The 26,876-nt window shown below is 69.0% G+C and carries 29 protein-coding genes; 12 read left to right on the top strand and 17 right to left on the bottom strand.

Translation table 11 applies throughout. The annotated features are described in order from the left end of the window. The 5 genes from R6U01_RS06620 to R6U01_RS06600 form a co-directional block, all read left to right on the top strand. The coding region (locus tag R6U01_RS06620; RefSeq protein WP_410285672.1) for a hypothetical protein at positions 1-372 on the top strand (372 nt) is incomplete at its 5' end. Between the two features lie 134 nt (positions 373-506). Next, on the top strand, positions 507-1,313 hold the full coding sequence (gene pheA, locus R6U01_RS06615) for a prephenate dehydratase (protein ID WP_410285671.1): 807 nt from the start codon (positions 507-509) through the stop codon (positions 1,311-1,313). A 163-nt stretch (positions 1,314-1,476) separates the two neighbouring features. After that, on the top strand, positions 1,477-1,977 hold the full coding sequence (locus R6U01_RS06610; protein WP_410285670.1) for a fasciclin domain-containing protein: 501 nt from the start codon (positions 1,477-1,479) through the stop codon (positions 1,975-1,977). A 102-nt stretch (positions 1,978-2,079) separates the two neighbouring features. Then, on the top strand, positions 2,080-2,355 hold the full coding sequence (locus R6U01_RS06605) for an ArsR/SmtB family transcription factor (protein WP_410285669.1): 276 nt from the start codon (positions 2,080-2,082) through the stop codon (positions 2,353-2,355). Positions 2,356-2,410: 55 nt separating this feature from the next. Further along, complete coding sequence (locus R6U01_RS06600) at positions 2,411-2,683, top strand: hypothetical protein (RefSeq protein WP_410285668.1); 273 nt, start codon at positions 2,411-2,413, stop codon at positions 2,681-2,683. A gap of 69 nt (positions 2,684-2,752) precedes the next feature. Here R6U01_RS06600 and cysS read toward each other — a convergent pair whose 3' ends face one another. Continuing rightward, positions 2,753-4,252, bottom strand: coding sequence for a cysteine--tRNA ligase (gene cysS / locus R6U01_RS06595; RefSeq protein WP_410285667.1), 1,500 nt, complete (start codon positions 4,250-4,252; stop codon positions 2,753-2,755). 563 nt (positions 4,253-4,815) lie between these two features. Beyond that, positions 4,816-6,201: a cryptochrome/photolyase family protein gene (locus R6U01_RS06590; protein WP_410285666.1), complete on the bottom strand. Its 1,386-nt coding sequence runs from the start codon at positions 6,199-6,201 to the stop codon at positions 4,816-4,818. A gap of 164 nt (positions 6,202-6,365) precedes the next feature. Here R6U01_RS06590 and R6U01_RS06585 point away from each other — a divergent pair, with 164 nt between their 5' ends. Continuing rightward, the gene (locus R6U01_RS06585) at positions 6,366-6,722 is read left to right on the top strand and encodes a hypothetical protein (protein WP_410285665.1); all 357 of its coding nucleotides are present in this window, start codon (positions 6,366-6,368) and stop codon (positions 6,720-6,722) included. Positions 6,723-6,741: 19 nt separating this feature from the next. On the opposite strand, the gene R6U01_RS06580 is transcribed toward R6U01_RS06585, so the two are convergent. The 10 genes from R6U01_RS06580 to ahaH all read right to left on the bottom strand — a co-directional run bounded on the left by R6U01_RS06580 (position 6,742) and on the right by ahaH (position 16,424). Next, on the bottom strand, positions 6,742-7,167 hold the full coding sequence (locus R6U01_RS06580; protein WP_410285664.1) for a DUF6276 family protein: 426 nt from the start codon (positions 7,165-7,167) through the stop codon (positions 6,742-6,744). Between the two features lie 61 nt (positions 7,168-7,228). Next, positions 7,229-7,924: a V-type ATP synthase subunit D gene (locus tag R6U01_RS06575; protein ID WP_410285663.1), complete on the bottom strand. Its 696-nt coding sequence runs from the start codon at positions 7,922-7,924 to the stop codon at positions 7,229-7,231. A 200-nt stretch (positions 7,925-8,124) separates the two neighbouring features. Continuing rightward, a complete protein-coding gene (locus tag R6U01_RS06570) occupies positions 8,125-9,546 on the bottom strand; it encodes a V-type ATP synthase subunit B (RefSeq protein ID WP_410285662.1) in 1,422 nt (473 codons plus the stop codon). A gap of 1 nt (position 9,547) precedes the next feature. Then, positions 9,548-11,326 carry an ATP synthase subunit A gene (locus tag R6U01_RS06565; protein WP_410285661.1) on the bottom strand — a complete coding sequence of 593 codons (1,779 nt, stop codon included), beginning with the start codon at positions 11,324-11,326 and terminating at the stop codon, positions 9,548-9,550. Between the two features lies 1 nt (position 11,327). Next, positions 11,328-11,657: a V-type ATP synthase subunit F gene (locus R6U01_RS06560; protein ID WP_410285660.1), complete on the bottom strand. Its 330-nt coding sequence runs from the start codon at positions 11,655-11,657 to the stop codon at positions 11,328-11,330. After that, positions 11,654-12,700, bottom strand: a complete 1,047-nt coding sequence (locus R6U01_RS06555; RefSeq protein WP_410285659.1) for a V-type ATP synthase subunit C — start codon at positions 12,698-12,700, stop codon at positions 11,654-11,656. Before R6U01_RS06555 ends, R6U01_RS06560 begins: the two co-directional genes overlap by 4 nt. Then, a complete protein-coding gene (locus R6U01_RS06550; RefSeq protein ID WP_410285658.1) occupies positions 12,697-13,275 on the bottom strand; it encodes a V-type ATP synthase subunit E in 579 nt (192 codons plus the stop codon). Before R6U01_RS06550 ends, R6U01_RS06555 begins: the two co-directional genes overlap by 4 nt. 21 nt (positions 13,276-13,296) lie before the next feature. Next, a complete protein-coding gene (locus tag R6U01_RS06545; protein ID WP_066412079.1) occupies positions 13,297-13,548 on the bottom strand; it encodes an ATP synthase subunit K in 252 nt (83 codons plus the stop codon). A gap of 286 nt (positions 13,549-13,834) precedes the next feature. Further along, a complete protein-coding gene (locus tag R6U01_RS06540) occupies positions 13,835-16,063 on the bottom strand; it encodes a V-type ATP synthase subunit I (RefSeq protein WP_410285674.1) in 2,229 nt (742 codons plus the stop codon). A gap of 4 nt (positions 16,064-16,067) precedes the next feature. Continuing rightward, positions 16,068-16,424, bottom strand: coding sequence for an ATP synthase archaeal subunit H (gene ahaH / locus R6U01_RS06535; RefSeq protein ID WP_410285657.1), 357 nt, complete (start codon positions 16,422-16,424; stop codon positions 16,068-16,070). 156 nt (positions 16,425-16,580) lie between these two features. On the opposite strand from ahaH, the gene R6U01_RS06530 reads away from it, so the two are divergent. Next, on the top strand, positions 16,581-18,245 hold the full coding sequence (locus tag R6U01_RS06530) for a P-loop NTPase (RefSeq protein ID WP_410285656.1): 1,665 nt from the start codon (positions 16,581-16,583) through the stop codon (positions 18,243-18,245). A gap of 24 nt (positions 18,246-18,269) precedes the next feature. Here the strand turns inward: R6U01_RS06530 and R6U01_RS06525 are convergent, their stop codons facing one another. After that, positions 18,270-19,241: a transcriptional regulator gene (locus R6U01_RS06525; RefSeq protein ID WP_410285655.1), complete on the bottom strand. Its 972-nt coding sequence runs from the start codon at positions 19,239-19,241 to the stop codon at positions 18,270-18,272. A gap of 198 nt (positions 19,242-19,439) precedes the next feature. Between R6U01_RS06525 and R6U01_RS06520 the strand changes: the two genes are divergently transcribed. Together R6U01_RS06520 and R6U01_RS06515 are read left to right on the top strand one after the other, a co-directional pair. Continuing rightward, positions 19,440-20,897, top strand: coding sequence for a DUF1743 domain-containing protein (locus R6U01_RS06520; protein ID WP_410285654.1), 1,458 nt, complete (start codon positions 19,440-19,442; stop codon positions 20,895-20,897). A gap of 26 nt (positions 20,898-20,923) precedes the next feature. Beyond that, positions 20,924-21,310, top strand: coding sequence for a VOC family protein (locus R6U01_RS06515; RefSeq protein WP_410285653.1), 387 nt, complete (start codon positions 20,924-20,926; stop codon positions 21,308-21,310). Positions 21,311-21,341: 31 nt separating this feature from the next. Here R6U01_RS06515 and R6U01_RS06510 read toward each other — a convergent pair whose 3' ends face one another. Together R6U01_RS06510 and R6U01_RS06505 are read right to left on the bottom strand one after the other, a co-directional pair. Beyond that, positions 21,342-21,572: a hypothetical protein gene (locus tag R6U01_RS06510; RefSeq protein ID WP_410285652.1), complete on the bottom strand. Its 231-nt coding sequence runs from the start codon at positions 21,570-21,572 to the stop codon at positions 21,342-21,344. A gap of 70 nt (positions 21,573-21,642) precedes the next feature. Beyond that, entirely contained in the window at positions 21,643-21,783 is a 141-nt protein-coding gene (locus tag R6U01_RS06505) for a hypothetical protein (RefSeq protein ID WP_410285651.1), read from the bottom strand. A 95-nt stretch (positions 21,784-21,878) separates the two neighbouring features. On the opposite strand from R6U01_RS06505, the gene R6U01_RS06500 reads away from it, so the two are divergent. The 3 genes from R6U01_RS06500 to R6U01_RS06490 all read left to right on the top strand — a co-directional run bounded on the left by R6U01_RS06500 (position 21,879) and on the right by R6U01_RS06490 (position 24,233). Then, positions 21,879-23,015, top strand: a complete 1,137-nt coding sequence (locus R6U01_RS06500) for an aminopeptidase P family protein (protein ID WP_410285650.1) — start codon at positions 21,879-21,881, stop codon at positions 23,013-23,015. Positions 23,016-23,448: 433 nt separating this feature from the next. After that, positions 23,449-23,736: a DUF5789 family protein gene (locus R6U01_RS06495; RefSeq protein ID WP_410285649.1), complete on the top strand. Its 288-nt coding sequence runs from the start codon at positions 23,449-23,451 to the stop codon at positions 23,734-23,736. A gap of 50 nt (positions 23,737-23,786) precedes the next feature. Then, positions 23,787-24,233, top strand: coding sequence for a DUF302 domain-containing protein (locus R6U01_RS06490; RefSeq protein WP_410285648.1), 447 nt, complete (start codon positions 23,787-23,789; stop codon positions 24,231-24,233). Between the two features lie 40 nt (positions 24,234-24,273). Here R6U01_RS06490 and R6U01_RS06485 read toward each other — a convergent pair whose 3' ends face one another. Beyond that, positions 24,274-25,341 carry a zinc-dependent alcohol dehydrogenase family protein gene (locus R6U01_RS06485; RefSeq protein WP_410285647.1) on the bottom strand — a complete coding sequence of 356 codons (1,068 nt, stop codon included), beginning with the start codon at positions 25,339-25,341 and terminating at the stop codon, positions 24,274-24,276. A gap of 265 nt (positions 25,342-25,606) precedes the next feature. After that, positions 25,607-26,827 carry a cation:proton antiporter gene (locus R6U01_RS06480; protein WP_410285646.1) on the bottom strand — a complete coding sequence of 407 codons (1,221 nt, stop codon included), beginning with the start codon at positions 26,825-26,827 and terminating at the stop codon, positions 25,607-25,609. Between the last annotated feature and the right edge of the window lie 49 nt (positions 26,828-26,876).

The following is a 26,876-nucleotide window of genomic DNA, read 5'->3' as shown; positions in this document are numbered from 1 at the left end:
CTCCGCCGGTTCCGCGAGGAGCTCCCCGCGTACGCGACCGCCGAGCGCGCGGCGAGGGTATCGATGCGGAGCGGGGTGGGGCTGAGCGAGGACGCGGACGACGCCGAAGCCACAGACGCCGACTCCCTCCTCCGGGTCGGCGGCGCGGCGGTCGTCCCCGAGGGACGCGACACGGCCGTTCTCGCGACCGGCGACGTCGACGCCGGGGCGCTCGCGACCGTCCTCCGCCGCCTCGACGCCGTCGGCGTCGCCGTCGCGGCCGCGGGGGTCGCCGGGGACGCGCTCGTCGTCGTCGTGGGGCGTCGCGACGGCGCGACCACGGTCCGGGTCGTCGAGGACGCGCTGGCGGCGGTGCCGGCCGACGGGGACTGAGTGAGGGCCCAGGCGAGCCGCGGTGGCTCGCCGGTCTCGGCGACGACCGCGGCTCGAGCGCGGCCCGACCGCGTCGCGCGACAGTGTTCGTTCGACCCGCACGCTTTTTTAATGCCGTCTGATAGGTAGGGTCGATGAACGCCGTCACGCTCGGTCCCGCCGGCACGTACTCACACCGTGCGGCGCGGGCCGTCGCCGCCGAGGTGTCGTTCCGCGAGTCGGTCACCGCCATCGTCGACGCCGTCGCGGCCGGCGAGTTCGAGCGGGGAGTCGTCCCCATCGAGAACAGCATCGAGGGCTCCGTCACGGAGAGCCTCGACGCGCTGGCCGACTACGACGTCGCGGTCACCCGCGAGATCGTCACGCCGATCCGGCACGCGCTCCTGGCGCAGGGCCCGGAGTTCGAGGTCGTCGCCAGCCACTCGCAGGCGCTCGCGCAGTGCCGCAACTGGCTGGAGAAACAGTACCCCTCCGTGGGGCTCGAAGCGGTCGCCTCGACGGCTCGCGGCGTCGAGCGCGCCCGCGAGGACGCCCGGGTCGCCGGGATCGGTCACCCGGACAACGCCGGCGACGACCTCGATATCCTCGCCGAGGACATCCAGGACCGCACCTCCAACGCGACTCGGTTCCTCGTCGTCGCGCCCGCGTCGGCCCGCTCCGACGCGGGAGGGAAGACCACCCTGATCGTCTACCCGAACGCGAACTACCCGGGGCTCCTGCTGGAACTCTTGGAGGCGTTCGCCGACCGCAACCTCAACCTCTCGCGGATCGAGTCGCGCCCGAGCGGGGAGCGCCTCGGCGACTACCTGTTCCACTTCGACGTCGACGCCGGGCTCTACGAGGACCACATGGCGAAGGCGGTCGAGGACATCGAGGCCATCGCCGACAACGGCTGGGTGCGCGTGCTCGGGTCGTACGACACGCAGCACGTGTTGGAGTAGACGCGTCCGCGCGCGGTACCGGCGCCGAGCCGAAACGGGACCCCCGACGGCGATACAACCGGCAACTCCTGCTGAGATTTGGGCCTCTCTGTGGTCACAGTACGGTTACTTTCAGCAAATAGTTGATTACATACTGAAACGTCTACGTCAGTGGGTACATCCCATGGACATTAACAGAAGAACGGCGTTCAAGGGCATCGGTGCGGGAACAGTAGCGTTACTCGGCGGCGTCGGCTCAGCCGCGGCCAAGCCACCGAGCGAGGGCGACACCATCGTCGACGTGGCCGTCGCGGCCGACGACTTCAACGTGCTCGTCGACGCGGTGACGCAGGCGGGACTCGTCGACGCGCTGAGCGGGAACCGTCAGTTGACCGTGTTCGCCCCGACCGACGAGGCGTTCGAAGCACTGGCCGACGAACTGGAAGTCGAAGTCGAAGACCTGTTACAGCTTGACAATTTGGAGGACATCCTTCTGTATCACGTGACGAACGGACGTCGGAACGCCGACTCTGTAATTAATGCCCCGCAAATCGAGATGTTGAACGGTGAGAAAATCGACGTGGACGGCAAAATGCTCAACGACGGTCAGGCCGAGATCGTCGCCACGGACATCGAGGCCTCGAACGGGATCATCCACGTCATCAACGGCGTGTTGCTCCCGTAGCCGGCCGACTCCCTGATGGTCCCCGCCGACGTCGCGCCCCCTCCGTTCGCCCGGTTCGCGTATCCACGTATTTATATGTCGCAGTTGCGATGTGTGCAGTCGATGGAGCCGGTGCTCTGGCAGGTGTTAGCGGGAACACGGGGGGGACCCAACCGGGCCCGTCTGCTCCGAGCGCTCGACGAACGGCCGCGAAACGCCAACCAGCTCGCCGAGGAGCTCGATCTCGCGTACAAGACCGTCAGGCACCACCTCGACGTGCTGGAGAAGAACGACGTCGTCGAGAGCACCGAACAGAACTACGGAGCCGTGTACCTACCGACAGAGCGGGCCCGGAACCACTGGGAGACTGTCGAGAAAATTATCGATCAGGTGGAGTGAGTATGACGCGAATCTGGAACGCAGCAATCGACGGAGGGGAGGCGCGATGACGGTAATGCTCGACGTGGCGCGGGTCGCCGCCGGGGTCAATATACTGCTGTTGCTCGTCCTCGTCGGGATCTGGGGACGCAACTACCTCACGATCCGGTCGAAGCACACGCTCGGCTCGGCGGTGTTCGCGCTGTTTCTCCTCGCCGAGAACGCGCTCGCGCTGTTCTACTACCTCAACCCGCCGGCGATGTCGACGCCGGCGGTCCGGGCGATGATGTACCTCCAGGTCCTGGAGTTCGTCGGAATCGCCTTTCTCGTCTACGTGACCGTGGACTGAGGGCCGGCCCTCTCGGCGATGGGGGGCTCCTCCGGCCGGTCGTTCGACGTCCGCCCGCTCCGTGCGGCCCTACTCGAACCGGTACGTCGCGCCGTCCGGCCCGTCCTCGATCTCGACGCCGACCTCGCGGAGCGCGTCCCGGAGCTCGTCGGCGCGCTCGTAGTTGCCGGCCTCGCGCTCCGCCTCGCGCACGTCCAGCACGAGCTCGACCAGCTCGCCGGCCAGCTCCACATCGCCGTCCGTCTCGGTCTCGAACTGGAGGCCGAGCACGTCGCCGGCGAGTTCCTCGAACGCCTCCACGGCCTCGCGGAGCCCGCGGTAGTCGTACGCGGGGGGGTCGTCGCCGGCCCCGGCGCCCGCCTCGTCCACGTGTCGGTTCACCGCGTCGGTGAGCTCCAACAGCGCGGCGGTCGCCTCCCGGAGGTTCAGGTCGTCGTTCATCGCGGCCGCGAAGTCGTCGCGGGCCGTCCCGACCGCCGCGCGGAGGTCCTCGTCGGTCGCCTTCGCGCTGGCGTCGACGGAGTCGAGCGCGTCGACGGCGCGGTCGTAGGTCCGGGAGAGCCGCTCCCAGCGCTCCTCGGCCTCCGCGATCGTCTCCTCGGTGAGCGCCTGCTCGGAGCGGTAGGCGGCCCCGGCGTAGAAGGTCCGGATCACGTTGACGCCGAGCTCGTCGAGGGCGTCCGGCACGGTCCAGAAGTTGCCGATCGAGGAGGACATCTTCTCGCCCTCCATCGCCAGCAGGCCGACGTGGAGCCAGTGGCGGGCGAACGTCTCACCGGTGGCCGCCTCCGACTGCGCGATCTCGTTCTCGTGGTGGGGGAAGACGAGGTCGCGCCCGCCCATGTGGATATCGAGGGTGTCGCCGAGGTGCGTCGTCGACATCGCCGAGCACTCGACGTGCCACCCCGGGCGCCCCTCGCCCCACGACGACTCCCACGTCTCGCCTTCGGGGACCGCGTCGCCGTGGTCGTGTTTCGCGTGCTCGCGCGCGGCGGTCTCGCTCACGCCGCCGGCCTTCCACAGCGCGAAGTCGGCGGGGTTGCGCTTCTCCGACCGCTCGTCCGGCTCGCCCTGCGCCTCCAGCTCGTCGACGTCCTGGTTCGAGAGCTTCCCGTAGTCGTCGAACGTCGTGACGTCGAAGTAGACGGAGCCGTTCGACTCGTAGGCGTACCCCTTCTCGATCAGGGTCGCGACGAGCTCGCGTATCTCCGGGACGTGTTCGGTGACGCGGGGGTACACCTCCGCGCGCAGGAGGTTCAGCCCGCGCATCGCGTCGAAGGTGGTCGCGGTGAACGCCTCGGCCACGTCGCGCTCCTCGGCCCACTCGTCGCGCTCGCCGACGCGGGCCGTGATCTTCTCGTTGACGTCGGTGACGTTCTCGACGTGGCGCACGTCGTAGCCGAGGTGATCGAGCCACCGGTGGAGGACGTCGGCGTGGAACCACAGGCGGGCGTGCCCGAGGTGGGGGTCGTCCGACACCGTCAGGCCGCAGACGTACAGCGTGACGTCGCCGTCGGCCGTGAACTCGACGCGCTCGTCTGCCAGGGTGTCGGTAACGACGAGACTCATTACCGGGTGATTGCCGAGGTGAGAGTTTTAAACCGTCGGATCGGGCGAAGGTACGGAGACGAGGGCGCTGACTGGTCCCGTATTCCCATATGAATAGTCGGTGTCGATGGCAGATCTGCGGTGAACACCGCCAAAGCCCCAGCCGCTCGCTTATACACATCTGGTTACTCGACGGAGAGCACCTCCAAAGCCCCAGCCGCGAGGAGCCCGCACGCTCGCTGTCGTTCGAAAGGCGCGGAGCGCCTTTCGTGATGACGAGAGAGCAAAGCTCTCTCGAACCACGCTCCTCGGTCGCTCACTCCGCTCGCTCCCTGCGGTGCTTACGTCGTCATCAGAACGCCTCGCGTTCTGATTGGCTCACGAGAGCAAAGCTCTCGTGAACGCCTCCGCGCTCCTCGCGGCTGCCCCTTTGAGCCCCGCCCCACACCGCACCTCACACCTCCCCAGCCTCGCGGTTCGCACTCTTCGAGCGCTCACCGCGTCCCTCGCGCGCGCTCCTCGTGGCCTATCGGCCGCTCGGAGGCGCGCGCCGACCGCCTCGTTTATTTATAAATGGCCGCCCTTCACCGCTTTCCGAGCGCCTCCTCGAAGACGCGCTGGGCGCGCTCGTACCCCCCGTTCCGGTCGACGATCGGGTGCGGATAGTCGGGGGCGAGGTCCCCGCGCTCTCCGTGAGAGAGGGCGGGCCAGTCGACGATTTTGCCCGCGGGCACGTCGCGGAGTTCGGGGACGTACGCCTTCACGAAGTGCGCGCCGTCGTCGTACTTCGCCATCTGACTCACCGGGTCGAAGATGCGGACGTCGACGGAGTCGGTGCCGGTGGACGCGGTCCACTGCCACGCGCCGTGGTTCGAGGCGTAGTCGTGGTCGATCAGCTGCTTCGTGAAGTAGCGCGCCCCGCGCCGCCAGTCGATCAGGAGGTGTTTGGTGAGGAAGCTCGCGACGACCTGTCGCGGGCGGTTGTGGATGTACCCCTCCGCGTTCAGCTGGCGCATCCCGGCGTCGACGAGCGGGTAGCCCGTCTCGCCGCGCGTCCACGCCTCGAACCCCTCCTCGTCGTCGCGCCACGCGATCTCGTTCGGGAACGACTTGTAGTTCGACACCCCGAGATCGGGGGTGTAGTAGAGCAGGTGGTACATCTGCTCGCGCCACGACAGCTCGTACCGGTACTTGTCGACGTTGCGTCGCTCGTCGCCCGTCACGGCCTCGTAGACGTCGCTCGCGCCGGCCCACACCTCGCGGATCCCGATCGCGCCGGTCGCGAGGTACGGGGAGAGCCGCGAGACGGCGTGGGTGGGCGCCTTCACGGCGCGCCGGAGGTCGTCGCGGGTGTCGGCGTACGACGTGATCCCGTGGTCGATGAAGTCGTCGAACCGCTCGCGAGCGGCCTCGTACCCCGCGGCCGGGAGGTCGATGTCGGCGTCCGGCTCGGGGACCGTCTTCCCGTCGCGCACGGCCGCGAGCGCGTCCGACTCCGGCTCCGGATACGGGTCCCGCTTCGGGACCGCCTCCCAGTCGTGGTGAAACTGACTGTGGGTCGCGTACCGCGCCTCGAGCCGGCTCGGATCGACCAGCACGGCGTCGGTCCGCGCGTCCGTCTCCACGCCGGCGTCCGCGAGGGCCTCCTCGACCGCCCGCTGGCGATTGCGGCGAGCCGGGCGGTAGTACTCGTTGTAAAAGACGGTCTCGGCGTCGTACTCGTCGGCGAGGTCGGGGAGGACCACGTCGGGGTCGCCCGCGCGGACGACGAGGTCGCTCCCGAGCTCTCGGTAGCGCGCCGCCAGCCGCTTCACGTGTCGGAGGAAGAACGCCCGCTGGCGCGCTCCCACCGTCGCGAACAGGTCGGCGTCGTAGACGAAGACGGGGACGACAGTCCCCGCTCGCGCGGCCGCCGCGAGCCCGGCGTTGTCACGAGTGCGCGGGTCGCGTCGGTGCCAGAACAGCTGCATGAGACCGGTAGGGACTCCGTCGAGTAGTGTCCTTCGGCCGGCCGGATCGGGGGCGCCGCGGGAACGCCGCCGTCCCCGCGGATCGCCGACGCAGACCGCACGCGAGCGCCGGCGCGGGGCGAAATCCACCCGTGTGTTTAAGCCGACGAGCCCGAAGCGAACGTATGCAACCCCTGGTCGTCGCCATCCTCGTCGGCGTCCCGCTCGCGTGGCTCGTCGGCTTCGCCGCGTACGTCTACGTCGACGCGCCGAAACGCGGGATGAACCCCCGGAAGTGGGCGCTCATCGCCTTCGTCGTCCCGCTGTTCGGTCTCTTCGCGTACCTCTTCGAGCGCGACGAACAGTCGTACGACCCGTCCGAGGACCCCTACGCCGGCGGGAGCGACTCGCGCACGGCCGGGTTCGCCGTCCACGAGCGGCGGCGAGGCGAGGAGTCGCTCGGTCCGGCCGGAACCGAGGCCGACGACGAGGCCGACGACGAGTGGGACGACCCGCCGGGCGTCGACGTCGACGACACCTGAAACGGCGCCCGCCGAGGCATCACAACAGGTCGAGCAGCGCCGCTCGCCGCCGGTCGAGGTCGAAGGCGGCGTCGGGCGCGTCGAGCCGCTCGAAGAACGCGAAGACGTCTGCGCCCGACCGCTCCGCGTGGTCGACGAGCGCCTCGATCGAGGCGCGGTTCAGCGCGAACGACTCCAAGTGACCGCAGACGAGCGCGAGCGCCACGCCCGCCTCGTCGTCTGGAAACGCGGGATCGACGGCGGAGAAGTCGGTGTCAGAGGGCGTCCCCTCGACCGCGACGTCGCCTGCGGACGTCTCCGCGGCCGCGACGTCGCCTCCCTCGCCGACCGCGAACGTCCGCAGACAGCGAGTGCAGATCGCGGTCGTCGCGGCCGGCGCGTGCTCGCGGAGCACGGGCGGCACGGTGAACGCGACGAGAGGGGCGTCACAGCGGGGACAGGACATGCGAAGCGAGATGACCGGTGCGAGATCGGTCTGCGAGCGTTGGGCGGTTCGGCGGAGCCGGTCAGTCCGCGGGTTCCGGCTCCTCGATCGCGACCGCCTCGGCGGCGGCTTCCGCGTTCTCCTCCTTCTCTTCTTCCTCCTTTTTCGCCTTGATCTTCTTCAGGCGGAAGATCTCCTCGCGCTCCTGCTCCTCGAGCTTCTGCTCGATGTACTCCTGGTTCTCGTAGAGGCGCGGGAGGAGCGTGAACTCCAGGGCGTTCACGCGGCGCTTCGTGGTCTCGATCTCCGTGAGCATCTTCTTCATCGCCGTCTCGACCTCGGCCGCGAGGATGATCTTCTCTAACAGCTCCTCGTAGGCGTCGGCCGCCTCGTCGATCCGCGCCGAGGAGCCGAGCAGCCCGTACCCGCGCTCGTCGAGGCTCTTTTTCACCTTCGAGGACTCGATCTGCGGGACGACCACGCCCATGATGTTCTTCGACTGGGTGGTGATCTCCGGGTGCTCTTTCAGCGCCGCGGCCGCGCCGCGGACGGCGACGTCGCCCTCCATCGCCCGGGCCATGTCGATCGTGCGCTGGGCCGTCTCGTAGTTCTCGGACACGTCCGAGCGGACGTCCTGTGCCTGATCGAGGATGTCCATGAACTCCATGATGAGGCCGTCACGCTTCTGCTCGAGCGTGTCGTGACCGCGCTCGGAGAGGTCGATGCGGTCCTCGATCGCCATCAGGTTCTTCCGCGTCGGTTTGACGTCCTTGGCCATCTTATTGGGGGAACGTTCCGCTCCGAGGCGGATAATTCTTTTCAGTCGTGACGTGGCGTGCGAGGAGGAGACGGGCGACCGTGACGGTCGCGAGGAGCGCTGTGAGAGGGGCGCGGTCGCGAGGAGCAACGGGGGGAGCGACCGCGTCGCGTCGCTCGCGCGATCGCTATTCGCGGGCGAAACTGAAAGAAAGCGCGGGGTCAGTCGGCCGCTTCGACGACTTCGCGCTCGGAGTCCTCCCCGCGGTAGTGCTCCTCGATGAACTCCTCGTCGATCCGGTTGAGGGCGTCCTTCGGGAGCATCGAGAGCAGGTCCCAGCCGATCTCCAGCGTCTCCTCGATGTCGCGGTTCTGGTCGAAGCCCTGGTCGATGAACTCGGACTCGAACGCGTCCGCGAAGTCGAGGTACTTGTTGTCGAGCTCCGAGAGCGCCTCGCGACCGACGATGTTCACGAGGTCGCGCAGGTCCTCGCCCTCCGCGTACGCCGCGAACATCTGGTCTTTCACGTCGGCGTGGTCGGCGCGGGTGAGCCCCTCGCCGATCCCGTCGTCCATCAGCCGCGACAGGCTCGGAAGGACGTTGATCGGGGGCTGTAACCCCTGACTGTTCAGGTCGGGGTCGACGTAGATCTGCCCTTCCGTGATGTACCCGGTCAGGTCCGGGATCGGGTGGGTGTCGTCGTCGCCCGGCATCGTGAGGATCGGAATCTGCGTCACCGACCCCTCACGACCCTGGATCCGCCCGGCGCGCTCGTACAGCTGCGCCAGGTCGGTGTACATGTATCCGGGGTAGCCACGCCGACCCGGGACCTCCTCGCGGGCCGCCCCGATCTCGCGGAGCGCCTCGCAGTAGTTGGTCATGTCCGTCAGGATGACGAGGACGTGGTACCCCTTCTCGAAGGCGAGGTACTCGGCCGTGGTGAGCACCATCCGCGGCGTGACCGTCCGCTCGACGGCGGGGTCGTCCGCGAGGTTCATGAAGACGACGGAGCGCTCCAGCGCACCGGTGCGCTCGAAGTCCTCCATGAACTCGTTCGCCTCCTCGGCCGTGATCCCCATCGCACCGAAGATGACGGCGAACTCGGAGCTCTCCTCGCCTTCCCCCTCCTCCTCTTCCGGCACGCTCGCCTGTCGGGCGATCTGCATCGCCAGCTCGCTGTGCGGCTGGCCGGAGCTGGAGAAGATCGGGAGCTTCTGGCCGCGAACGAGGGTGTTCATCCCGTCGATCGCGGAGACGCCGGTCTCGATGAACTCCTCGGGGTACTCCCGGGAGTACGGGTTGATCGCCGCCCCGACGATGTCCTGACGTTCCTCGGGGACGATCTCCGGGCCGTCGTCGATCGGGCGGCCGGAGCCGTCGAGGACCCGGCCGAGCAGATCCTCGGTCACGGGCATCTTCATCGTCTCGCCCAGGAAGCGGACGGACGCGTTCTGGTCGATACCGGAGGTGCCCTCGAACACCTGGATGGCGACGACGCCCTCCGAGGATTCGAGCACCTGTCCGCGCAGCGTCTCCCCCTGTGCCGTCTCGATCTCGACGATCTCGTCGTAGCCGATCGCCTCGTCGACCTCGGCGTACACGAGGGGGCCGCTGATCTCGGTGATGGTTTGATACTCTTTCATGTTAGTAGAGGCTCCGGAGTTCCTCGGTTATCTCCGCTTTGAGCTCCTCGGTGTACGCTTCGTAGTCCTCTTGGACACCGATCCGATTGATCCGAGGGGCCGCGTCGGTGTCGACGATCTCCTCGACGGGGACGCCCGCTTCGAGGGCGTCGAACGCCTCGTCGTTGAACTTCTGGATCGTCGTCAGCATGAGGTACGTCTTCTCGGGCGGGCAGTACGTGTCGACCGGGTGGAACGCGTTCTGCTGGAGGTACGCCTCACGCAGGTAGCGAGCGACCTCCAACGTGAGCTGCTGGTCGTCGGGCAGGGCGTCCTTCCCGACGAGCTGGACGATCTCCTGCAGCTCGGTCTCCTCGTCGAGCACGTCGACCGCCCACTGGCGCCGCTCCGCCCAGTCGTCGGCGACCTCGTTCTCGAACCACGGGTCGAGCTGGTTCTTGTACAGCGAGTACGACTCGTTCCAGTTGATCGACGGGAAGTGGCGGCGCTCCGCCAGGTCCGCGTCGAGCGCCCAGAACGTCTTCACGATGCGTAGCGTGTTCTGGGTGACCGGCTCGGAGAAGTCGCCGCCGGGCGGCGACACGGCGCCGATCGCCGAGACGGACCCCTCCGTCCCGTTGACGTTCTCGAAGTAGCCGGCGCGTTCGTAGAACTGCGCGAGCCGGGCGGCGAGGTACGCGGGGTACCCCTCCTCACCGGGCATCTCCTCAAGCCGGGAGGAGATCTCGCGCATCGCCTCCGCCCACCGCGAGGTGGAGTCGGCCATGAGCGCGACGTCGTACCCCATGTCGCGGTAGTACTCCGCGATCGTGATTCCCGTGTAGATACAGGACTCACGCGCCGCGACGGGCATGTTCGAGGTGTTCGCAATGAGCGAGGTCCGGGCCATCAGCGGGTTGCCGTTGGCCGGGTCCTCGAGCTCGGGGAAGTCCTCGATGACCTCGGTCATCTCGTTGCCGCGCTCGCCGCACCCGACGTAGACGATGATGTCCGCGTCGGCGTACTTCGCGAGCTGGTGCTGCGTGACCGTCTTCCCGGAGCCGAACGGGCCCGGGATCGCGGCCGTTCCGCCCTTCGCGATGGGGAACAGCCCGTCGAGGATGCGCTGCCCGGACACCAGCGGCGTCCGGGGCGTCTTCTTGTTCTCGGAGGGGCGCGCCTCGCGGACGGGCCACTCCTGATGCATCGAGATGTCCGTCCCGTTGGCGAGCTCGGCCACCGTCTCGGTGACGTCGAACGAGCCCGACTCGATGGCGGTGACCTCCGTGGTCTCGCCCTCCTCGAGGGCGTCCGGCGGGACCATCACCTTGTGGTCGATGGTGACCGTCTCCTCGACGACGCCGACGACGTCGCCGCGGCCGACCTCGTCGCCGACCTCGACGGCGGGCTCGAACTCCCACTTCTTCTCGAGGTCGATGCCCGGCGCGTCGACCCCGCGGTCGAGGTACGGGCTGTCCATCTTGCCCTCCAACACGTCCAGGGGACGCTGAACGCCGTCGTAGATGGCGTCCAGCATGCCCGGACCAAGGTCGACCGACAGCGGCTCGCCCGTGGTTTCGACGGGCTCGCCGGGGGCGACCCCGGAGGTTTCCTCGTACACCTGAATGGTCGTGATGTCGCCTTCGATCTCGATCACTTCCCCCATGAGGCCTTCGTCGCCGACGTAGACGACGTCGTTCATGCGGGCGTCGAGGTCGCGGGCACTCACGACCGGACCGCTCACGCTCTGGATAACACCCTTTTCCGCTGTGGTGGTCTCCGTGGATTCTGCTTTACTCATATTAGTCCTCCTCATCCATCAGGTCGATCCCGATGGCTCGTTTGATCTGGTCGCGCAGCCCACCGCTGCCGGCGCCGGCGCCGCCGAGCGTGACGAGCACGGGCTCAATGCTTCCCTCCACCGCCTCGCGGGTCCCCCGCGAGAGGTAGTCGAGATCGTCGTTGTACATCACGATGATGCCGGTGTCCTCGTCGTCGAGGGTCCGTTCGACGGCGTCGTCGAGCCGCTCGTCCTTCTCGTCGTCCGGGACGTTTTCGAACTTCCGCACGCCGGCGAGCCGGAACCCGGTGGTGAACTCGGGGCTGCCGACGACGGCGATCTCCTGACTCATGTTATCACCAGCTCCGATTCGATCTCCTCGGCCGACAGACCGGCCTCCTTGCCCCGCGCGATCGCCCGAATGTTCTCCACCTCGCGCTCCTTCGCGAGGATGTAGGAGATGATCGGGGTGACCGACACCGGGTGGATCGTACCGAGCCGGTCGCCGTACGCCAACAGCGCGGCGTCGGTCGCGTGCTCGAACGAGATGAGGCTGTCCGCCTCCTCGAGTTCGCGCAGCGCCGGGCCGAGCTCGTCGGCGTACTGACTGTCCGCGATGTACTCCACGAGCTCGTCGAGGTTCCGCGCGAGCCGCGCGAGCGAGTCGCGGGTGAACAGCTCACCGCCCTCGATGAAGTACGCGGCGGGGTCGACGTCCGCGCCCGACCGGGCGAGCCGGAGGGCGTTCTTCGCGTTCCGGAAGTCGACCTCCGCCTTGAGGAACGCCTCGTACTGCTGGGTGGGTTCGTCGCCGCCGAGCCCGAACAGGAGCCGCTCGTAGAACGCGCGGTCGACGGCGTTCTCGAGCGGCACCAAGACGTCCGTCTCCTCGTACTCGGCGTACGCCTCGCGGAGCGGCGGACCGTAAATCGTGTCCTCCAGCACGTCGACGACGGCGTCGATGGAGTCGGCCTCCAACAGCCGCCGGATCCGCCGGTCGTCGAACTCGCCGGCGCGGATCAGGTCGACCTCGATGGCGGACTGGTCCGCGTCGGTGTAGACGCCGCGGATGACCGTCTTCACGTTCCACGCGTCGAACTTGCGGAGGTATCGGGCGATGAGGTCGTACAGCGATCCTTCGCTCCAGTCCAAGATCCCCTCGAACTGGTGGGCGAGGTTCCGGTTCAACGCGTACTCGATGAGGTCCACGCCGCTGTGGCGGCTCCCGAGGGCGTTGATCTCTCGGCCGTAGCTCGACTCCTCCATGAACCGGGCGATCTCGGCCGGGCTCATTCGAGTCAGCTTCCGGTACTCCTCGTCGCCGTAGAGGCTGCCGCGGCGGGCGCGAACCCGCGCGACGACGTACTCTGGGTTCGAGCTCCCGGCGGCGCTCATTGGTCGAACAGCTGCTCCGAGATGTTCTTCAACTCGTCGTCCCAGACGGACTCCAGGACCGAGTCGAACGTGTTGTTCACGCGAACGCGAGAGGTGTCGCTCTCGGCGACCACGCCGCCGAGACAGTCGACCTCGCCGTCGACCTCGGCGTTGCGGTCGGCCACGACCTCCTCGAGGAGCTCGACGTCCTCGGCGCGAGTGTAGACGGCGACGGCGTCGTCGTCGTCGAACTCGGCGAGGGTCGCGTCGAGCAGCGTCTCGGTCAGCTCGCGCCGACGGTCGTCGTCGAGGCCGGCGATCGCCGCCTCGACCTCGTCGTGGACGTCTTCGAGGACGTCCCGGCGGGCCCCGAGCCGCTCCTGTTTGGCCTCGAGCTTCGCCGAGGAGAGCGTCTGTTCGCGCTCCTGATCGATCTGGCTGTCGACTTCGGCGAGCCGCTCCTCGCGGATCCGCTCGGCGTCGGCCTCGGCCTCGGCGATGATCTCGTCCGCCTCGGACTCCGCCGCTTCGCGGATCTCCTCTGCACGCGCGCGGGCTTCGTCTCGAACGTCCTCAACGACAGTGTCCAAACTCATTGGTGTGAAAGGAAGTACCGCTTAGACGATGAAGACGACGACGAGTGCGAGGATGACGATCGTCTCGGGAAGCACCGTCAGGATGAGCCCGTTGACGAAGAGGTCGTCGTCCTCAGCCATCGCGCCGACGGCGGCCGAACCGATACCACGCTCGGCGTAGCCCGCACCGAGGGCGGCGAGCCCGACGGCGAGCGCCGCGGCGGCGCTGGGGTCGGTGAGGGTTCCTCCGGTGGACAGTACGGCGTTCCCGAGTGCGTTGGTAGCTTCAAGCATTGGTAGTAGTTGCGGTTGCTCGTCTCCGAACAGTTGCTATTTGCCTCCACAGTAGTCATAAAGCTTCCCAAAACGACCGAATAGCGCGAACGAAACGGGAGAGAAAGCAGCGACTGACGGAGGTGTCGTCCCGTCGAAATCGCGGCGGAGACGGGAGCGAAATCGTGCGGTGGCGTCGCACCCGGCGCGGTGGCGTCGTACCCGGCGCGGTGGCGTCGTACCCGGCCGGGGCGAGTTTCCGAACGCGTCCGAACGGGATGCCGACTAGTCGTTCTCGGAGGCGTCTCTAGTCGTCCTCGGTGGTGTACTGCCGGTCGTACCCGAACGGTCGGTAGGTTTCGCCGCCGCCCTCGTAGAACTTCCCGAAGAACTCGACGTACTCGAGACGCACGGCCTGAATGCCGGCCGACGTGACGCCGAGCAGGAGGACGACGACGTGGCCGACGAACGCCACGGCGATGCCGGCGAGGAGCGCGACGACGCCGACGAGCCCGGGCTCGAATGCCGTCGTCAGCCCCGCGAAGACGAGCTCGTACTCGCCGCCGTTCGCGACGGAGTGCTCCTGGACGTACGAGAGGTACTCCGGCGTGAAGATGAAGTGGAAGCTCCCCTCGCCCTCTCCGTCGATGTACGCGCCGAACGCGAGCAGGTTCACCGCGAGCGCCATCCCGCCCTTCGCGAGCAGCACCGCCATGATCCGGGCATACGAGATGACGTTGACGATGGGCGCGAGCACCTCCGCGAGTTCGGCCGGTTCGCCGACGGCGAGGAGCCCCACGCCGACCGCGGCGGCCACGAGTCCCCCGATCCCGACCGCGACCGGGAATCCGGCGAACGACACGGTCCCGAAGGTGAGTATCGAGACCGACTCGAAGAGGAAGTCGGGCTTCGGACCCGGCAGGTGCTGACTGAAGATCCAGATCCACGCGCCGTTGAGGATGAGGAGCCACGAGCCGCCCTCGTACAGCGCGTGTTTGAGGTCGTGCTGCTGGTAGTGGCTCACGAACGAGAGGGCGTGTCCCACGTTCAGGTGTATCATCCCGAACAGCACGCTGACCACGAGGAACGCCAGCCCCCAGTCGAGGTCGGCCGGCGAGAGCCCCTTCCCGTCGACGGGCCAGTCGAGGCCGAAGAGCGGGTAGGCGTGGTAGCCGAACACGTCGATCCCGAAGTAGATCCCGAACAGGATCGTGAAGCCGCCCGCCCACATCGCGACGGCGCCGAGCTCGCGGAACGTCCCCTCGTATCGGCTGTACAGGAAGTAGCCGATCGCGGCGTAGAGAACGCCGTATCCCACGTCGCCGATCATGAAGCCGAACATGAGCGGGAAGGTGAGGAAGACGAGCAGCGTCGGGTCGAACTCCGAGTACTTCGGTCGTCCGAACCCCTGCACGAGCAGCTCGAAGGGGCCGGCCGCGCCCCCGTTGTCCTGGACGACCGGCGGGTCGTCGTCGCCGTGGCCCACGTGGCCGCCGTCCGTGGCCGCCTCGCGCTCGGCGGCTGCGTCCGCCGCGTCGGCGGCCGTGCCGTCTCCGTCCGCCGACCCGGCGTCGGTGTCGTCGCGGCGGACGGCTTCGGTGTGGTGCTCGCCGTCGGGCGTGAACGAGGCGCGTTCGAGCTCCTCGACCTCGGCGTGGTCGCCGACGGCGTCGGCGACGGTCGCCTCGAAGTCGGGGAAGGTGTCCGTCGGGATCCACCCCTCGGCGATGAACGCGTTCTCGGTGGTCGCGAACGAGAGCGGCGCCTCCTTCTTCTGGGCCTCGATGGTGAGCTGCTCCTCGGCGCGAAGCAGGAACGCGGCCGCCTCCCCCTTCGTCGCCGCGAGGTCGTCCTCCACCGCTTCGAGATCGGCGCGCAGGTCCTCGCACTCGCGTTCCAGCTCCGCGACGTACTCGGCGGGGCTGGTCTCTGCGTCGGGCACCTCCAGCAGCGCGATGTCGACGCCGACGAGCGAGTCCTGCAGGACGCCCTCCTCGGCCTCGTCGGCGGGTCGCGCGAAGATCGCCACGACGTCGCCCCCGGCGAACACCTCGTACGCCTCGATCCCGTCGGCGTCGGCGAGCGTCGCCTCGACGGCGTCGGGCTTGGCCTCGCCGACGATGACCTCGAGCGAGTCGTAGCCGCGGAGGAGATCGAGCTCGATCCCCAGGTCCGCGAACGGCTCCATCCGGTCGATCTCCTCCTCCCGGTCGCGTATCTCGGTCCGGAGCTCGTCGCGGCGGTCGTCGAGCTCGTTGACGCGCTCGCGGACCTCCGCGAGCTCGCGTTCGAGCTCCTCGTCGTCGAGCGCGCGGACCGCGTCGACCTCGTCGCCATCGACGTCGAGGACGCTCTCCAGCGCGCGGACGGTGACGAGCCGCTCGTTCACCGTCTCGGCGCCCTCGAGCGATTCGCCGGGCGCGAATCCCTCGTAGCGCTCGTCGTAGTCCGTGACGTGTAGCGAGTGGTGGTCGTACGCCGCCTCGATGACGTCGTCGATGACACGCTTCGAGCCAGTCACCGACACCTTGCTCATCCGCTCAGGCCTGAGCATCCACCGCCTCCTCGGCCTGTTGGTTCACCGCTTCTTCGAACCGTTCGACCCCGTAGTCGACGGCCGAATCCACGCGCTCACGGGCCTCGCGTTCGAGCTCGTCGCGGTCGGAGCGGCCAGCCTCGAGGATCTTCTCCCGCCGTTCCTCGATCTCCTCGCGGGCCGCCTCGAGCCGCGCTTCGGCCTCTGACTCGGCCTCCTCCTCGGCCTCGGCGCGGATCTCGTCCGCGCGCGCTCGAGCCTCGGCGAGGCGCTCGTCGGCGTCCGATTCCGCCGTCGCGATGATCTCGTCCGCCTCCCGTTCAGCCTCCTTGATCCGGTCGAGCACCTCTGGTCTCGCCATACTACTAATCGCCTGAAACTCCACGAGCGACGTATAAGGTGTTTGCGAAAATACGCGGGCCCTGCGGCCGGTATCGACGGCGAACCGCCGTGGGTGGCGAGCGACGACCGACGGCCGCCGCCTACATTTAAGTACCAGTCGCCGGACCGTCACCGTATGGCAACGGTGTATGCGGTCGCGTCGGCGAAAGGTGGGGTCGGGAAGACCACCACGACCGCGGCGATGGCGACGATCCTGGCGGGCTCCGGCGCCGACGTCGTCGCGATCGACGCCGACATCGGCATGGCGAACCTCGCGGGCGCGCTGGGCGTGACGCCCGGCGAGACGACGCTCCACGACGTGCTCGCGGGACGGGCCGACCCGCCCGACGCGGTGCACGAGGGACCGGCGGGCCTCCGCGTCGTTCCCGGCGCGGACGACCTCGACGCGTACGCGGCCGCGGACCCCGCCGGGCTCGCCGACGCGGTCGCGGCCTTCGAGGACGCCGACTACGTGTTCGTCGACGCGGGTGCGGGGCTCTCGCACGACTCGAGTCTCCCGCTCGCGATCGCCGACGAGACTCTGCTGGTCTCGACCGCCGAACGGAGCGCCCTCGGCGACACGGAAAAGACCCGGCAGCTCGCCGAGCGGCTCGGCGGCGCGGTCGCCGGCGCCGCGATCACTCGCGTCGATCCCGACGCCGGCGAGGCGGGCCCTCACGGGCTCGACGACGTCGGCGACGTGCTCGACGCGACGGTCCTCGGCAGGATCCCGGAGGACGACGCGGTGGTGCGGGCGGCGGCCGTGAACCGCCCCTTGGCGACGTTCGCGCCGGACGCGCCCGCGACCCGCGCCTACCGGGATCTCACGCGGGCGTTGACCGGCGCGGCGATCGAGGGAGCCGGACTCGGCGACGTCGGCGAGAGCGCCGACGAACCGGAGAGCGCCGACGAACCGGAGAGCGCCGACCGCGACGACGGCGGCAGGGGGAGATCGGACGACGCCGACGAAGGCGACCCCCGGTCCGGCGGATCCGAAGGCGACGCCGAGGAAGACGACGAAGACGAGGTTGCGGCAGTCGCGTCGCCGCCAGGCGGCGCGGACGATACGGCCGACGCGGACGACACCGAAGACGCGGACGACACCGACGACACGGTCGATACCGACGACACCGACGACGCCGGCGACTCGGAAGACGAGGACGTCGTCGTCGCCGACGCGGAGACGGGGGGACTGAGCGACGCGAGCGACGAGGAGGACACCGCCGTCGCCGACGAGGCCCCCGTCGCGGAGGCGGACGCAGAGATGGCGGTCCCCGATCCCGAGGCCGACGACGACGAGTCGACCGGTGGGGTGACTCCCCCGGAACCGACGGTACCCGGAGAGACGGAAACCGTCGGTGAGGAGCACGTCGACGGCGACGACCTCGAGGCGATGATCGAGGAGGACAACGACGAGGCCGAGGCGTTCGAAGGCGCGGGAGCGACCGGTTCGGACGACGACGGTGAACCCACGCCGGGTGACGACGACGAGTCGGTCGCGGCTGACGAGGGAGTCGCAGTCGAAGACGAACCCGCGACGGACGACGAACCCGCGACGGACGACGAACCCGCGACGGCTGACGGCGCGACCGCCGACGAGACGGCGAGCGACACCGACGACGAACTCGCGGGAAGTATCCCGTTCCGCGACGACGACAGCGGGACGAGGAACGCCGGTCGCTCGGCGGAGGATGAGAGCAACGAAGGCGGCGAGGCCGACGAGGAGAGCGATGACGAAGTCGAACCGGCGGACGACGACGAGAAGAGCGGCGGCTTTTTCAGTCGGTTGTTCGGCCGGTGAGGGCGTCGAACGCCCCCGGTCGGCTCAGGCCTCGGACGGCGCCTCCGCGCGGTCGCGAATGAGCTGGCGGATCTCCTCGGGGTCCGTGATGCCCGCGAGCTCCTCGCAGGAGACCAACGCGGTGCCGTCGACCGATTCGCGCTTCTCGTCCTCCTCGGTGAAGTAGACGGACCGCGTGCGGGCGACCTCGCCGATCGAGGACATGATGCGCGCGCGCTTTTCCGCGGCGGGGGTGAACGCCGAGTGGCCGGTGAGCACGCGGGCCTCGGCGCGCTGGTCGTCCTCGGAGACCGCCTTGAACGGCGCGCGGGCGGTCGGGTGGACGGTGAAGCCGGCGTTGGTGAGCACGTGGAGGACGTGCTCGTCGTCGGGGTCGGTCTCGGGCGCCGACGGGGTCGGCTCGGCGTCGCGCACGTCGTCCGCGCCGTCCAGCACGTCGACCGGGCTGGAGAACGGCTCGTCGAACAGCTCTTCGAGCTGGATCGCGACCTCGATGGAGGCGTTCATCCCGTCCTCGTACTTCGAGACGGTGCGCCGGGAGACGCCCAACTCGGTCGCGAGCCGACCGAGCGACCAGCCGCGTTCCTCCCGTTCGTCGGCGAGGAGGTCGCCGTCGAGGCTGACGTACAGCCCGCCCGGGGCCGCGTAGATGAGCGGCGGCATCCCCTCGACGAACAGGTCGTACCCCGTGTCGGGGTTGATGACCGGGACGCCGTGCCGGAAGTAGACGACGCCCGGCTTCAGCTCCTCGTCGCGGGTCCGGATGCCGATCACCATCGGCGTCGCGAGCAGGTACTCCCCGAGCCGGCGCATCTCGGCGCCCGTCTCCGCGTCCAAGGCGTCGACGTTGCCGAGGATCTTCAGGAGTAGGAGGTCGTCGCCGCGCCGGGCCGCCACGTCGAAGCTCTTGGGCCGGACCGCACACCGGTCGCTGACGAGGAAGCCCGCGTCTTCCAGCATCGCGGTGACGTTCTCGATCAGCGCAGTCCGGGACATGCCCGAAAATAAGCGGCTCGCCGTATATATGCGTTGTGTCACTTGAATCCGTCCGAAATCACCGCCCGCTTGCGGTTTTCCCGCGATCGCCGTCGGAGGGGTTAAATACCGACTCTCGAATCGAGGGCGGCCGACGCCCGTGACCGCGGCCGGACTGCGGGGCGAAACCGGTTTGTCCGGGAACGGGCAAGGGCGCGTATGCCCATCGTCGCCGTCGACGACACCGACTCCCGCGAGCGAGGGATGTGCACGACGTACGTCGGCGCGCGGCTCGCCGAGCGCCTCGACTCGGTCGGCGGGGCGGTCCGTCGCCGACTCCTCGTCCGGCTGAACCCCGCCGTGAAACACAAGACCCGAGGGAACGCCGCCGTCGCGGTCCACGCCTCGGGGGTGGACGCGACGACGGCGTTCGACCTCGCCGCGAAGACCGTCCGGGAGTTCGCCGCCGCCGACGACCCGCGGACCTCGCCGGGCGTCGTGGTCGCCGACGTTGACGTCGCGGGCGACCCGTTCGCGCCAGGATCCTCCCGTACCGCTGCGATGGACGACGCCGCGTCCGCGCCGCGGATCCCCGGCGACGTGGCCGACTTCGCTCGCCGCGCGCTCCGTCACCGGCTGTCCCTCGACGAGGCGGTGTCGCTCGCCGAGGCGCACGGCTACCGCCACGCCGCGTTCGGCACCGGCGGAGAGACGGAGGGGTCGGCCGTCGCCGGTCGCGGCCGCATCGGCGCGCTCGCGGCGGTCGGCGCGCCGGCGGCGTTCGACGACTGGACGGCGGAGCGGATCTCCTACCGGGAGCTGGACCGCTGCGGGACGCCCCGCGAGGTCGACGTCGAGAGCGTCTTCGCCGCGGCCGACGCGGGGTACCCGACCGTCTGGGACACCGTCGAACGCGAGACGGGGGCGGCCGTCTGCGTCCCCAACGCCCCCGGCCCGATCCTCCACGGGATCCGCGGCGACGACCCGGCAGTGTGCCGGGACGTGGCCGAGGCCATCGAGAGCGAGCCCGTGGAGCGCGCCGCGACCTTCCTCACGAACCAGGGCACCGACACCCACCTCGCGCCCAAGCGGATCGGCGCCCTCCGCGACGGCGCGGGCTACCGGGTCGCCGGCGTGGTCGCGACCGACCCGGAGACGAAACGAGGGGGTCACGTCCACCTCGACGTCGCGGCGCCCGGAGCAGAGCGCCCCGCGAACGCCGGTGACCGCCTCCGCTGCGTCGCGTTCGCGCCGACCGGCCGCTTCCGCGACCGCGTGCGCGCCCTCCGCCCCGGCGACCGGGTGACGCTGTGCGGCGAACACGAGCGGCGGGGGTCGGCGGCGGGCTCGGAGGGGGCGAGCGACGAGGCAGCGACGGGGAACATGAAACGGCCGACGTCGACGCTCAAACTGGAGAAGTTCGCGGTGCGCGACCTCGTGCGGACCGAAGCGGCCGTGCCGACGTGTCCGGACTGCGGCCGATCGATGTCATCGGCGGGGCGGGACCAGGGGTACCGCTGCCGCGACTGCGGCACCGCCGCGCCCGGGAAGGTCGACCGCGAGGTCGACCGCGAGCTGGAGCCCGGCTGGTACGAGGTCCCCCCGAGCGCCCGGCGTCACGTCGCGAAGCCGCTGGTCAGGGGCGGGTTCGACGCGCCGATCCACCCGGAGCGGTGAAGTGACCGGAACGCGACCGGTCGGGCATGTCCGGAATCGTCTTCTACGGGACGGAGAACCGAGGCGGCGTGGTCGACTTCTACCGCGAGGAGCTGGGCGCCGAGACGTGGCTCGAACAGCCGGACTGCACGATCCTGCGCTACGACAACTTCCTGTTCGGCTTCTGCGACCGCGACGAGACGGAGACGTGCGGGACCCTCACGTTCGTCTACCCCGATCGCGAGGCGGTCGACGACGTCCGCGAGGACCTCGCCCGGGCCGGCGACCGTCGCGACGACGCGAGCGCCCCGAGCGCGGTCGAGACGCCGCGCGAGAACGAGCGGTACGACATCTACCAGTTCTTCGCCGAGGATCCGGACGGGCGGACCGTCGAGTGCCAGGCGTTCCTCGACGACGACGTGGAACTGGTTTAAAAAGGATCAGACGGAGAGCGGCGCTCCTCGGTCAGTCCTCGAGGGTCCGCTCGTCGCGCCACTCGGCGGCGCGGTCGAGCGCGGCCTCGCGGCCGTCGAAGCGCTCGCGCTCGTAAGCCGACTCGTCGACGGCCTGTTCCATCACGTCGAGGCGGACGACGAACCCGCCGTCGGCGCGCTCGCGGAGCCTGACGGTCGCGTAGCCGTCGGAGCGCTCCCACTCGGTGATCGCCTCGTCCTCGCGTCCCAGTGACCAGCTCATACCTCACGGGGCGGGCGCGGCGGCTAAAACGGCGCGGTTCGGGCGCGGTCGGGGGAGCCGGACCGGCGAGTCACTCCTCCCCGGCGGGACTCGTCGCGTGCGAGCAGACCGGACAGACCGCGTAGCCGAGGCTGTCGTACCGGACGGACGCCGAGGGGGAGGTCACGTTGCACTCCGGACAGTCGAACGTTGACGCGTCGTCGAGGCTCATGGCTCACCGTAGCGCGACGACCGGTATTGTTATCCGTCGTTTGACCCCCGTCAGCGAGTCCTTACTTATAAGCGACCGCCCTACCGAGGTCGTTCATGGCCGAGGACATCCACGCGGACCGACGGCGGCGCGCCGCCGCGCTGCTCCGAGACGAGGACGCCGACGGGCTCGTCTGCTTCCCGAGCCGGAACCTCCAGTACCTCACCGGCTTCGACGAGGAGCCGGGCGAGCGGCACTTCCTGCTCGCGGTGCCGGCGGCGGACCGCTCCGGCGACCCGCCGGCCCGCGACGCCCCGACGCTCCTGGTTCCGACGCTGTACGAGTCGCAGGTGCGCGAGGAGACGACGGTCGCGGCCGTCCGGACGTGGGCCGACGGCGACGATCCGGTCGCGGCCGTGCGCGACCTGCTCGCCGACCTCTCCCTCCGCGAGGGGCGGCTCCTCGTCGACGACACGATGTGGGCGACGTTCACGCAGGACCTCCGCGCGGCGGCGCCGGACGCGACCTGGGGACTGGCGAGCGAGGCCCTCGCCGACCTCCGGGTGCGCAAGGACGACGCCGAGCTGACGGCCCTGCGCGACGCGGCCGCCGTCGCGGACGCGACCGTGCGCGACCTCCGCGAGCTGGGCGCCGACGCGGTCGGGATGACCGAGCGCGACCTCGCCGAGTGGATCGCCGACCGACTGGCGGCTCGCGGCGGCACCGGCGTCTCGTTCGAGACGATCGTGGGCGCGGGACCGAACGGGGCGAAACCCCACCACGGCCACGGCGACCGCCAGATCCGGGCAGGCGAGCCCGTCGTGCTCGACTTCGGGACGCGCGTCGACGGCTACCCCTCCGACCAGACGCGCACGCTCGTCTTCGACGGCGACCCCCCGGCGGCGTACGAACGCGTCCACGAGGCGGTCCGAGAGGCGCAGGCGGCCGCGGTCGACGCCGTCGAACCGGGCGTCACAGCCGCGGCGGTCGACCGGGCCGCGCGCGAGGCGATCGAGGCGAGGGGGTACGGCGACGCGTTCGTCCACCGGACCGGGCACGGAGTCGGGCTCGACGTCCACGAGGAGCCGTACATCGTCGCGGGCAACGACCGGGAGCTCGAACCGGGGATGGTCTTCTCCGTCGAGCCGGGGATCTACCTCGACGGCCGGTTCGGCTGCCGGATCGAGGACCTGGTCGTCGTCACGACGGACGGCTGCGAGCGACTGAACGACACCGACCGGGGGTGGCGGTGACCGCGTCGGTCCGGGCGGGATCCGGGACGCATCGGTCCGGGCGGGACCCGAGACGCGTCAGGCGACCGTCGTGAGAGGATCGACCGTCGAAGCGTGAGGAGGGAACGAGAGGCGACGTGGAATGGGACGAGAGGCGACGTGGAATGGGACGAGGGGGTCCTGAAAACCGACGCGCCGGGCGTCCGACACGAGATGCGGGAGTCGTGTGCCTACTCCGCAATCGGAGGTCGTTGCCGACTTGTATAGTTGTGATACCGAATTATTTCGGGTTCAGGGGTGGACAGTCCGAGAGGCGGGTTCGAACAGATCGGTCGTAATCTGGTCTGAGAGGAACAGAAACCGATCGATCGACCGAATCGGAGGCGCGAATCGTGGGAGGCCGGATCCGATCCGCATCGAAACCATTAGTGTCGCCGGAGGGGAACCGCGGGGTATGAGCGACAACGAGGAGGCCGAGGAGAGCGAACCGGCCGTCGAGCTCGGCGACGGACCGGACGTGGCCGGCGAACCGATCGCCCGCGTCGCGTCCCGGCTCACGTGGCCCGCGAAGCGCAGCGACGTGGTGGCACAGGAAGGCGACGCCGCGGTTCGGAGCCCGGACGGCCCGCGCGACCTCGACGACGTGATCGCGGACTCCGAGGTCCCGCTGTTCGAGAGCCGCAGCGAGTTCGTCGCGGAGGTCGAAGAGCTCGTCGGTCGCGGTCCGGTCGCGAGCGAGTAACCCGGTCCCCCCGCCGCGGCCTTTTTGCCCCGGCGAGACGGAGTCTGCGCATGGCGATCCCCTTCGATCCGCACGAACTCGACCCCGTGGAGTACGGCGAGACGCGGACAACGCTGTCCATGGACCACGAGTCGGCCGTCGAGCGCGTCCGCGAGGTGTGTCTCGACGCCGGCTTCGGCATCCCGGTCGAGTTCTCCCCGTCGGAGCTGCTGAACAAGAAGGTCGACGCCGACCGCGACCCGTACTACGTCCTCGGCGCCTGTAACCCGGCGATCGCGGACCGGGCGCTCGACGCGACCGACAAGCGCATCGGGGGGCTGTTCCCCTGCAACATGGTGATCTGGGAGGAGTCGCCCGGCGAGCAGGTCGTCTACCACATCTCGATCATGAAGACCGCGCGGCTCCTCGGCCTGCCCGTGGACGACGGAGAGATGGACGCGATCGTCGCCGACACCGGCGAGATGGTCGAGGCCGTGTTCGAGGAACTGGAGGAGTAGCCGGCGGCGAGAGGGACGAAAAATCGCGGACGGGGACGATTCAACTGCTGAAGTCGTTGCAGACCGGAATCCCCAGCGTGTTGTAGTCGCTCATCGCCGCCAGCTCGTCGGGCACCGCGTGGATGTCGATCGTCTTTTCGACCAGCGCCGTCGGGTCCAGTTTCCCGGAGCTGATCATGTCCAGCATCTCGCTGTATCGGGACGGTTGGAGCCCCAGCGACCCCTTGAAATCGATCTCCTTCGCGACGAACTCGTCGGTCGGCAGCGACACCATTCCCTCCTCTTCGGAGGTCGTCAGCCCGATCTGTACGTGTGTCCCTCCCTTTCGGAGGCTGTTGACGGCGTTCTGGCACGTCGTCGCGATGCCGAGCGCGTCCGCCGAGACGTCGGCGCCGCCGTTCGTGATGTCTCGGACTTCGGCGGCGGGGTCGTCGACCTCCGTAGCGTTGACCGTGGCGACGGCCCCGAGCTCCTCGGCTTTCTCCAGTTTGTCGTCGGTCAGGTCGACACCGATGACGTTGCCGCCAAGCGCGTTGGCGATATGCACCGCTGACAGGCCGATCCCGCCGCAGCCGTGGATGACGACGTCGTCTCCGGCGCTCACGGGGGCCCGGTGTGCCATCGCGTGGAACGAGGTCATAAACCGACACCCGCACCCGGCGGCCGCCTCCGCGTCGATACCGCTCGGGAGCGGGACCGCGTTGATGTCCGCGTTGGGGATGTGGACCTCCTCGGCGAACGCGCCGGGCGCCTCGTTCATAAACCCGAGACCGACGTGATTCTCGCAGATGTTCTCTCGTCCGTTCCGACACATGTCGCAGTCGCCGCAGGCGAAGTTGAACGGGATCGCGATCTCTTGACCCTCCTCGACGCTTTCGACGTCGTCGCCGACGGCGACGATACGTCCCGTCGGTTCGTGGCCGAGAATGTGCGGCGGGTCGGGTCTGTATCCGAACCAGTCCCAATCGCCCTGCCAGCAGTGCCAGTCCGACCGACAGACCCCGCAGCCGACGACTTCGGCGACGGCTCCGTCGGGCTCCGGCTCGGGACGGTCGACGTCCTGTACCTCGAGCGGTTCCTGAAACTCCTCCAGTAGTACGGCTTGCATCGCGTTAGCACGGTCGGGAAGTCACACATTAAAATTAATGATATATGGGATTTGAAGTAATATCAGTCGTGCTATCTTTCTCACATTCCGAGGAGTGTGACTTCTTCGTCGTCGTTCGCGGCGAAGATTCACGAGTAGAGGGGGCGCTCGGGACGACGCCGAGGCGGATCGAAACGACCGGTCCGTTTCGGTCGGTCGCTCCGACCCGGTCGGTCATTCCGACTCGTGGGTCACTCCGACCCGGTCGGTCACTTTGACTCGTCGGTCACTCCGGCGACGCCGATCGATCCAGCCACGAGACCGCGAACGACTCGAACGGGCTGGAGTACTGCATCAGCGTCGTGCCGAGGATCGCCATCACCAGCACGTAGCCGACCGCGAAGGCGTTGATCGTCTGGGCGAGCGCCGAGTCGAACGTCCCCGCCTGGGCCCCGCTCACCGCGATCGTGGCGATGATCAGCGAGAACTCCCCGCGGGTCGTCATTCCGAGCGCGACGCGGGTCGAACGCCTGGTGTCGAGGTCGAAGGCCCGACCGGCGAAGAAGCCGGTGACGAGCTTCGTCGGCGTCGTGACGAGCACCGCGAGCGCGATCAGCGCCGCCACGCCCCCGAACAGCATCGGGTCGGTGATGAGCCCGATCCAGAAGAAGAACACCGCCGCGAACGTGTCGCGCACGGGCTCAAGCAGCGCCTCGATATCGTGGGCGTACGCGGTCGAGGCGAACGCCATCCCGACGAAGAAGGCGGCGACCGCCTCGCTGACGCCGAGCGCGAGCGCCGCGCCGGCGACGAGCACGACCGTCGCGATCGACCGGAGCGCGACGAACTCGCGGTTGTCGGTCGCCACCAGTCGGTCGAACGCGGGCGTGCCGAACTGGACCGCGGCCAAGAGCACGAGGATGAACCCGATCGCGATGCCGACGTCGGCCGCGGCCGCGCCCAGGTCGCCGCCGCCGAGCACGAGCGCGGAGGTCACGGCGAGGTAAACGGCGATGAAGAGGTCCTCGTAGACGAGCGTCCCGAGCAGCGGCTCGGCCTCGTCGTTGGCGATCCAGCCGAGGTCGATGAGCGACTTCGTGATCACCGCCGACGAGGAGATGTACACGATCCCGGCGAGCAGCACGGCGGGCAGGAGCGCGCCGAAGACGAGCCAGCCGAGGACGAGCCCGACCCCGAGGTTCGCGAGGTCGATCGTCCCCGCCGTCCCGATCTGGCGCCGCCGCGCGAGCAGGCGGTCGAGGTTGAACTCCAGCCCGAGGAAGAACAGGAGGAAGACGATCCCGAGCTCCGCGCCGATCGCGATGAACTCCGTCTCGGGGACGTAGACGGTCCCGAGCGTCGGCAGCGAGAGCCGCCCGAGGACGAACGGCCCGAGCAGCATCCCGGCGACGATGTAGAAGGGTATCACGGACTGGCCGAGGCGGTTCGCGAGCCCGCCGGCGACCGCGACCGCGGCGAACATGACGCCGATGTCGAGTAACGCCACTACCGGTCACCCCCGAAACGGGCGACCGGGACGATCGGCACGACCGCGT

The sequence above is a fragment of the Halorubrum sp. genome (genome assembly GCF_046498025.1).
Classification (GTDB): domain Archaea; phylum Halobacteriota; class Halobacteria; order Halobacteriales; family Haloferacaceae; genus Halorubrum.
The sequence above is the reverse complement of the archived record's forward strand: the minus strand, read 5'-3'. Positions and strand labels throughout refer to the sequence as shown.

Excerpts from the sequence above, each read along its gene's own strand:
- pheA (WP_410285671.1), top strand. The coding sequence starts at position 507 with ATGAACGCCGTCACGCTCGGTCCCGCCGGCACGTACTCACACCGTGCG.
- R6U01_RS06610 (WP_410285670.1), top strand. The coding sequence starts at position 1,477 with ATGGACATTAACAGAAGAACGGCGTTCAAGGGCATCGGTGCGGGAACA.
- R6U01_RS06605 (WP_410285669.1), top strand. The coding sequence starts at position 2,080 with ATGGAGCCGGTGCTCTGGCAGGTGTTAGCGGGAACACGGGGGGGACCC.
- R6U01_RS06600 (WP_410285668.1), top strand. The coding sequence starts at position 2,411 with ATGCTCGACGTGGCGCGGGTCGCCGCCGGGGTCAATATACTGCTGTTG.
- cysS (WP_410285667.1), bottom strand. The coding sequence starts at position 4,252 with ATGAGTCTCGTCGTTACCGACACCCTGGCAGACGAGCGCGTCGAGTTC.
- R6U01_RS06590 (WP_410285666.1), bottom strand. The coding sequence starts at position 6,201 with ATGCAGCTGTTCTGGCACCGACGCGACCCGCGCACTCGTGACAACGCC.
- R6U01_RS06585 (WP_410285665.1), top strand. The coding sequence starts at position 6,366 with ATGCAACCCCTGGTCGTCGCCATCCTCGTCGGCGTCCCGCTCGCGTGG.
- R6U01_RS06580 (WP_410285664.1), bottom strand. The coding sequence starts at position 7,167 with ATGTCCTGTCCCCGCTGTGACGCCCCTCTCGTCGCGTTCACCGTGCCG.
- R6U01_RS06575 (WP_410285663.1), bottom strand. The coding sequence starts at position 7,924 with ATGGCCAAGGACGTCAAACCGACGCGGAAGAACCTGATGGCGATCGAG.
- R6U01_RS06570 (WP_410285662.1), bottom strand. The coding sequence starts at position 9,546 with ATGAAAGAGTATCAAACCATCACCGAGATCAGCGGCCCCCTCGTGTAC.
- R6U01_RS06565 (WP_410285661.1), bottom strand. The coding sequence starts at position 11,326 with ATGAGTAAAGCAGAATCCACGGAGACCACCACAGCGGAAAAGGGTGTT.
- R6U01_RS06560 (WP_410285660.1), bottom strand. The coding sequence starts at position 11,657 with ATGAGTCAGGAGATCGCCGTCGTCGGCAGCCCCGAGTTCACCACCGGG.
- R6U01_RS06555 (WP_410285659.1), bottom strand. The coding sequence starts at position 12,700 with ATGAGCGCCGCCGGGAGCTCGAACCCAGAGTACGTCGTCGCGCGGGTT.
- R6U01_RS06550 (WP_410285658.1), bottom strand. The coding sequence starts at position 13,275 with ATGAGTTTGGACACTGTCGTTGAGGACGTTCGAGACGAAGCCCGCGCG.
- R6U01_RS06545 (WP_066412079.1), bottom strand. The coding sequence starts at position 13,548 with ATGCTTGAAGCTACCAACGCACTCGGGAACGCCGTACTGTCCACCGGA.
- R6U01_RS06540 (WP_410285674.1), bottom strand. The coding sequence starts at position 16,063 with ATGAGCAAGGTGTCGGTGACTGGCTCGAAGCGTGTCATCGACGACGTC.
- ahaH (WP_410285657.1), bottom strand. The coding sequence starts at position 16,424 with ATGGCGAGACCAGAGGTGCTCGACCGGATCAAGGAGGCTGAACGGGAG.
- R6U01_RS06530 (WP_410285656.1), top strand. The coding sequence starts at position 16,581 with ATGGCAACGGTGTATGCGGTCGCGTCGGCGAAAGGTGGGGTCGGGAAG.
- R6U01_RS06525 (WP_410285655.1), bottom strand. The coding sequence starts at position 19,241 with ATGTCCCGGACTGCGCTGATCGAGAACGTCACCGCGATGCTGGAAGAC.
- R6U01_RS06520 (WP_410285654.1), top strand. The coding sequence starts at position 19,440 with ATGCCCATCGTCGCCGTCGACGACACCGACTCCCGCGAGCGAGGGATG.
- R6U01_RS06515 (WP_410285653.1), top strand. The coding sequence starts at position 20,924 with ATGTCCGGAATCGTCTTCTACGGGACGGAGAACCGAGGCGGCGTGGTC.
- R6U01_RS06510 (WP_410285652.1), bottom strand. The coding sequence starts at position 21,572 with ATGAGCTGGTCACTGGGACGCGAGGACGAGGCGATCACCGAGTGGGAG.
- R6U01_RS06505 (WP_410285651.1), bottom strand. The coding sequence starts at position 21,783 with ATGAGCCTCGACGACGCGTCAACGTTCGACTGTCCGGAGTGCAACGTG.
- R6U01_RS06500 (WP_410285650.1), top strand. The coding sequence starts at position 21,879 with ATGGCCGAGGACATCCACGCGGACCGACGGCGGCGCGCCGCCGCGCTG.
- R6U01_RS06495 (WP_410285649.1), top strand. The coding sequence starts at position 23,449 with ATGAGCGACAACGAGGAGGCCGAGGAGAGCGAACCGGCCGTCGAGCTC.
- R6U01_RS06490 (WP_410285648.1), top strand. The coding sequence starts at position 23,787 with ATGGCGATCCCCTTCGATCCGCACGAACTCGACCCCGTGGAGTACGGC.
- R6U01_RS06485 (WP_410285647.1), bottom strand. The coding sequence starts at position 25,341 with ATGCAAGCCGTACTACTGGAGGAGTTTCAGGAACCGCTCGAGGTACAG.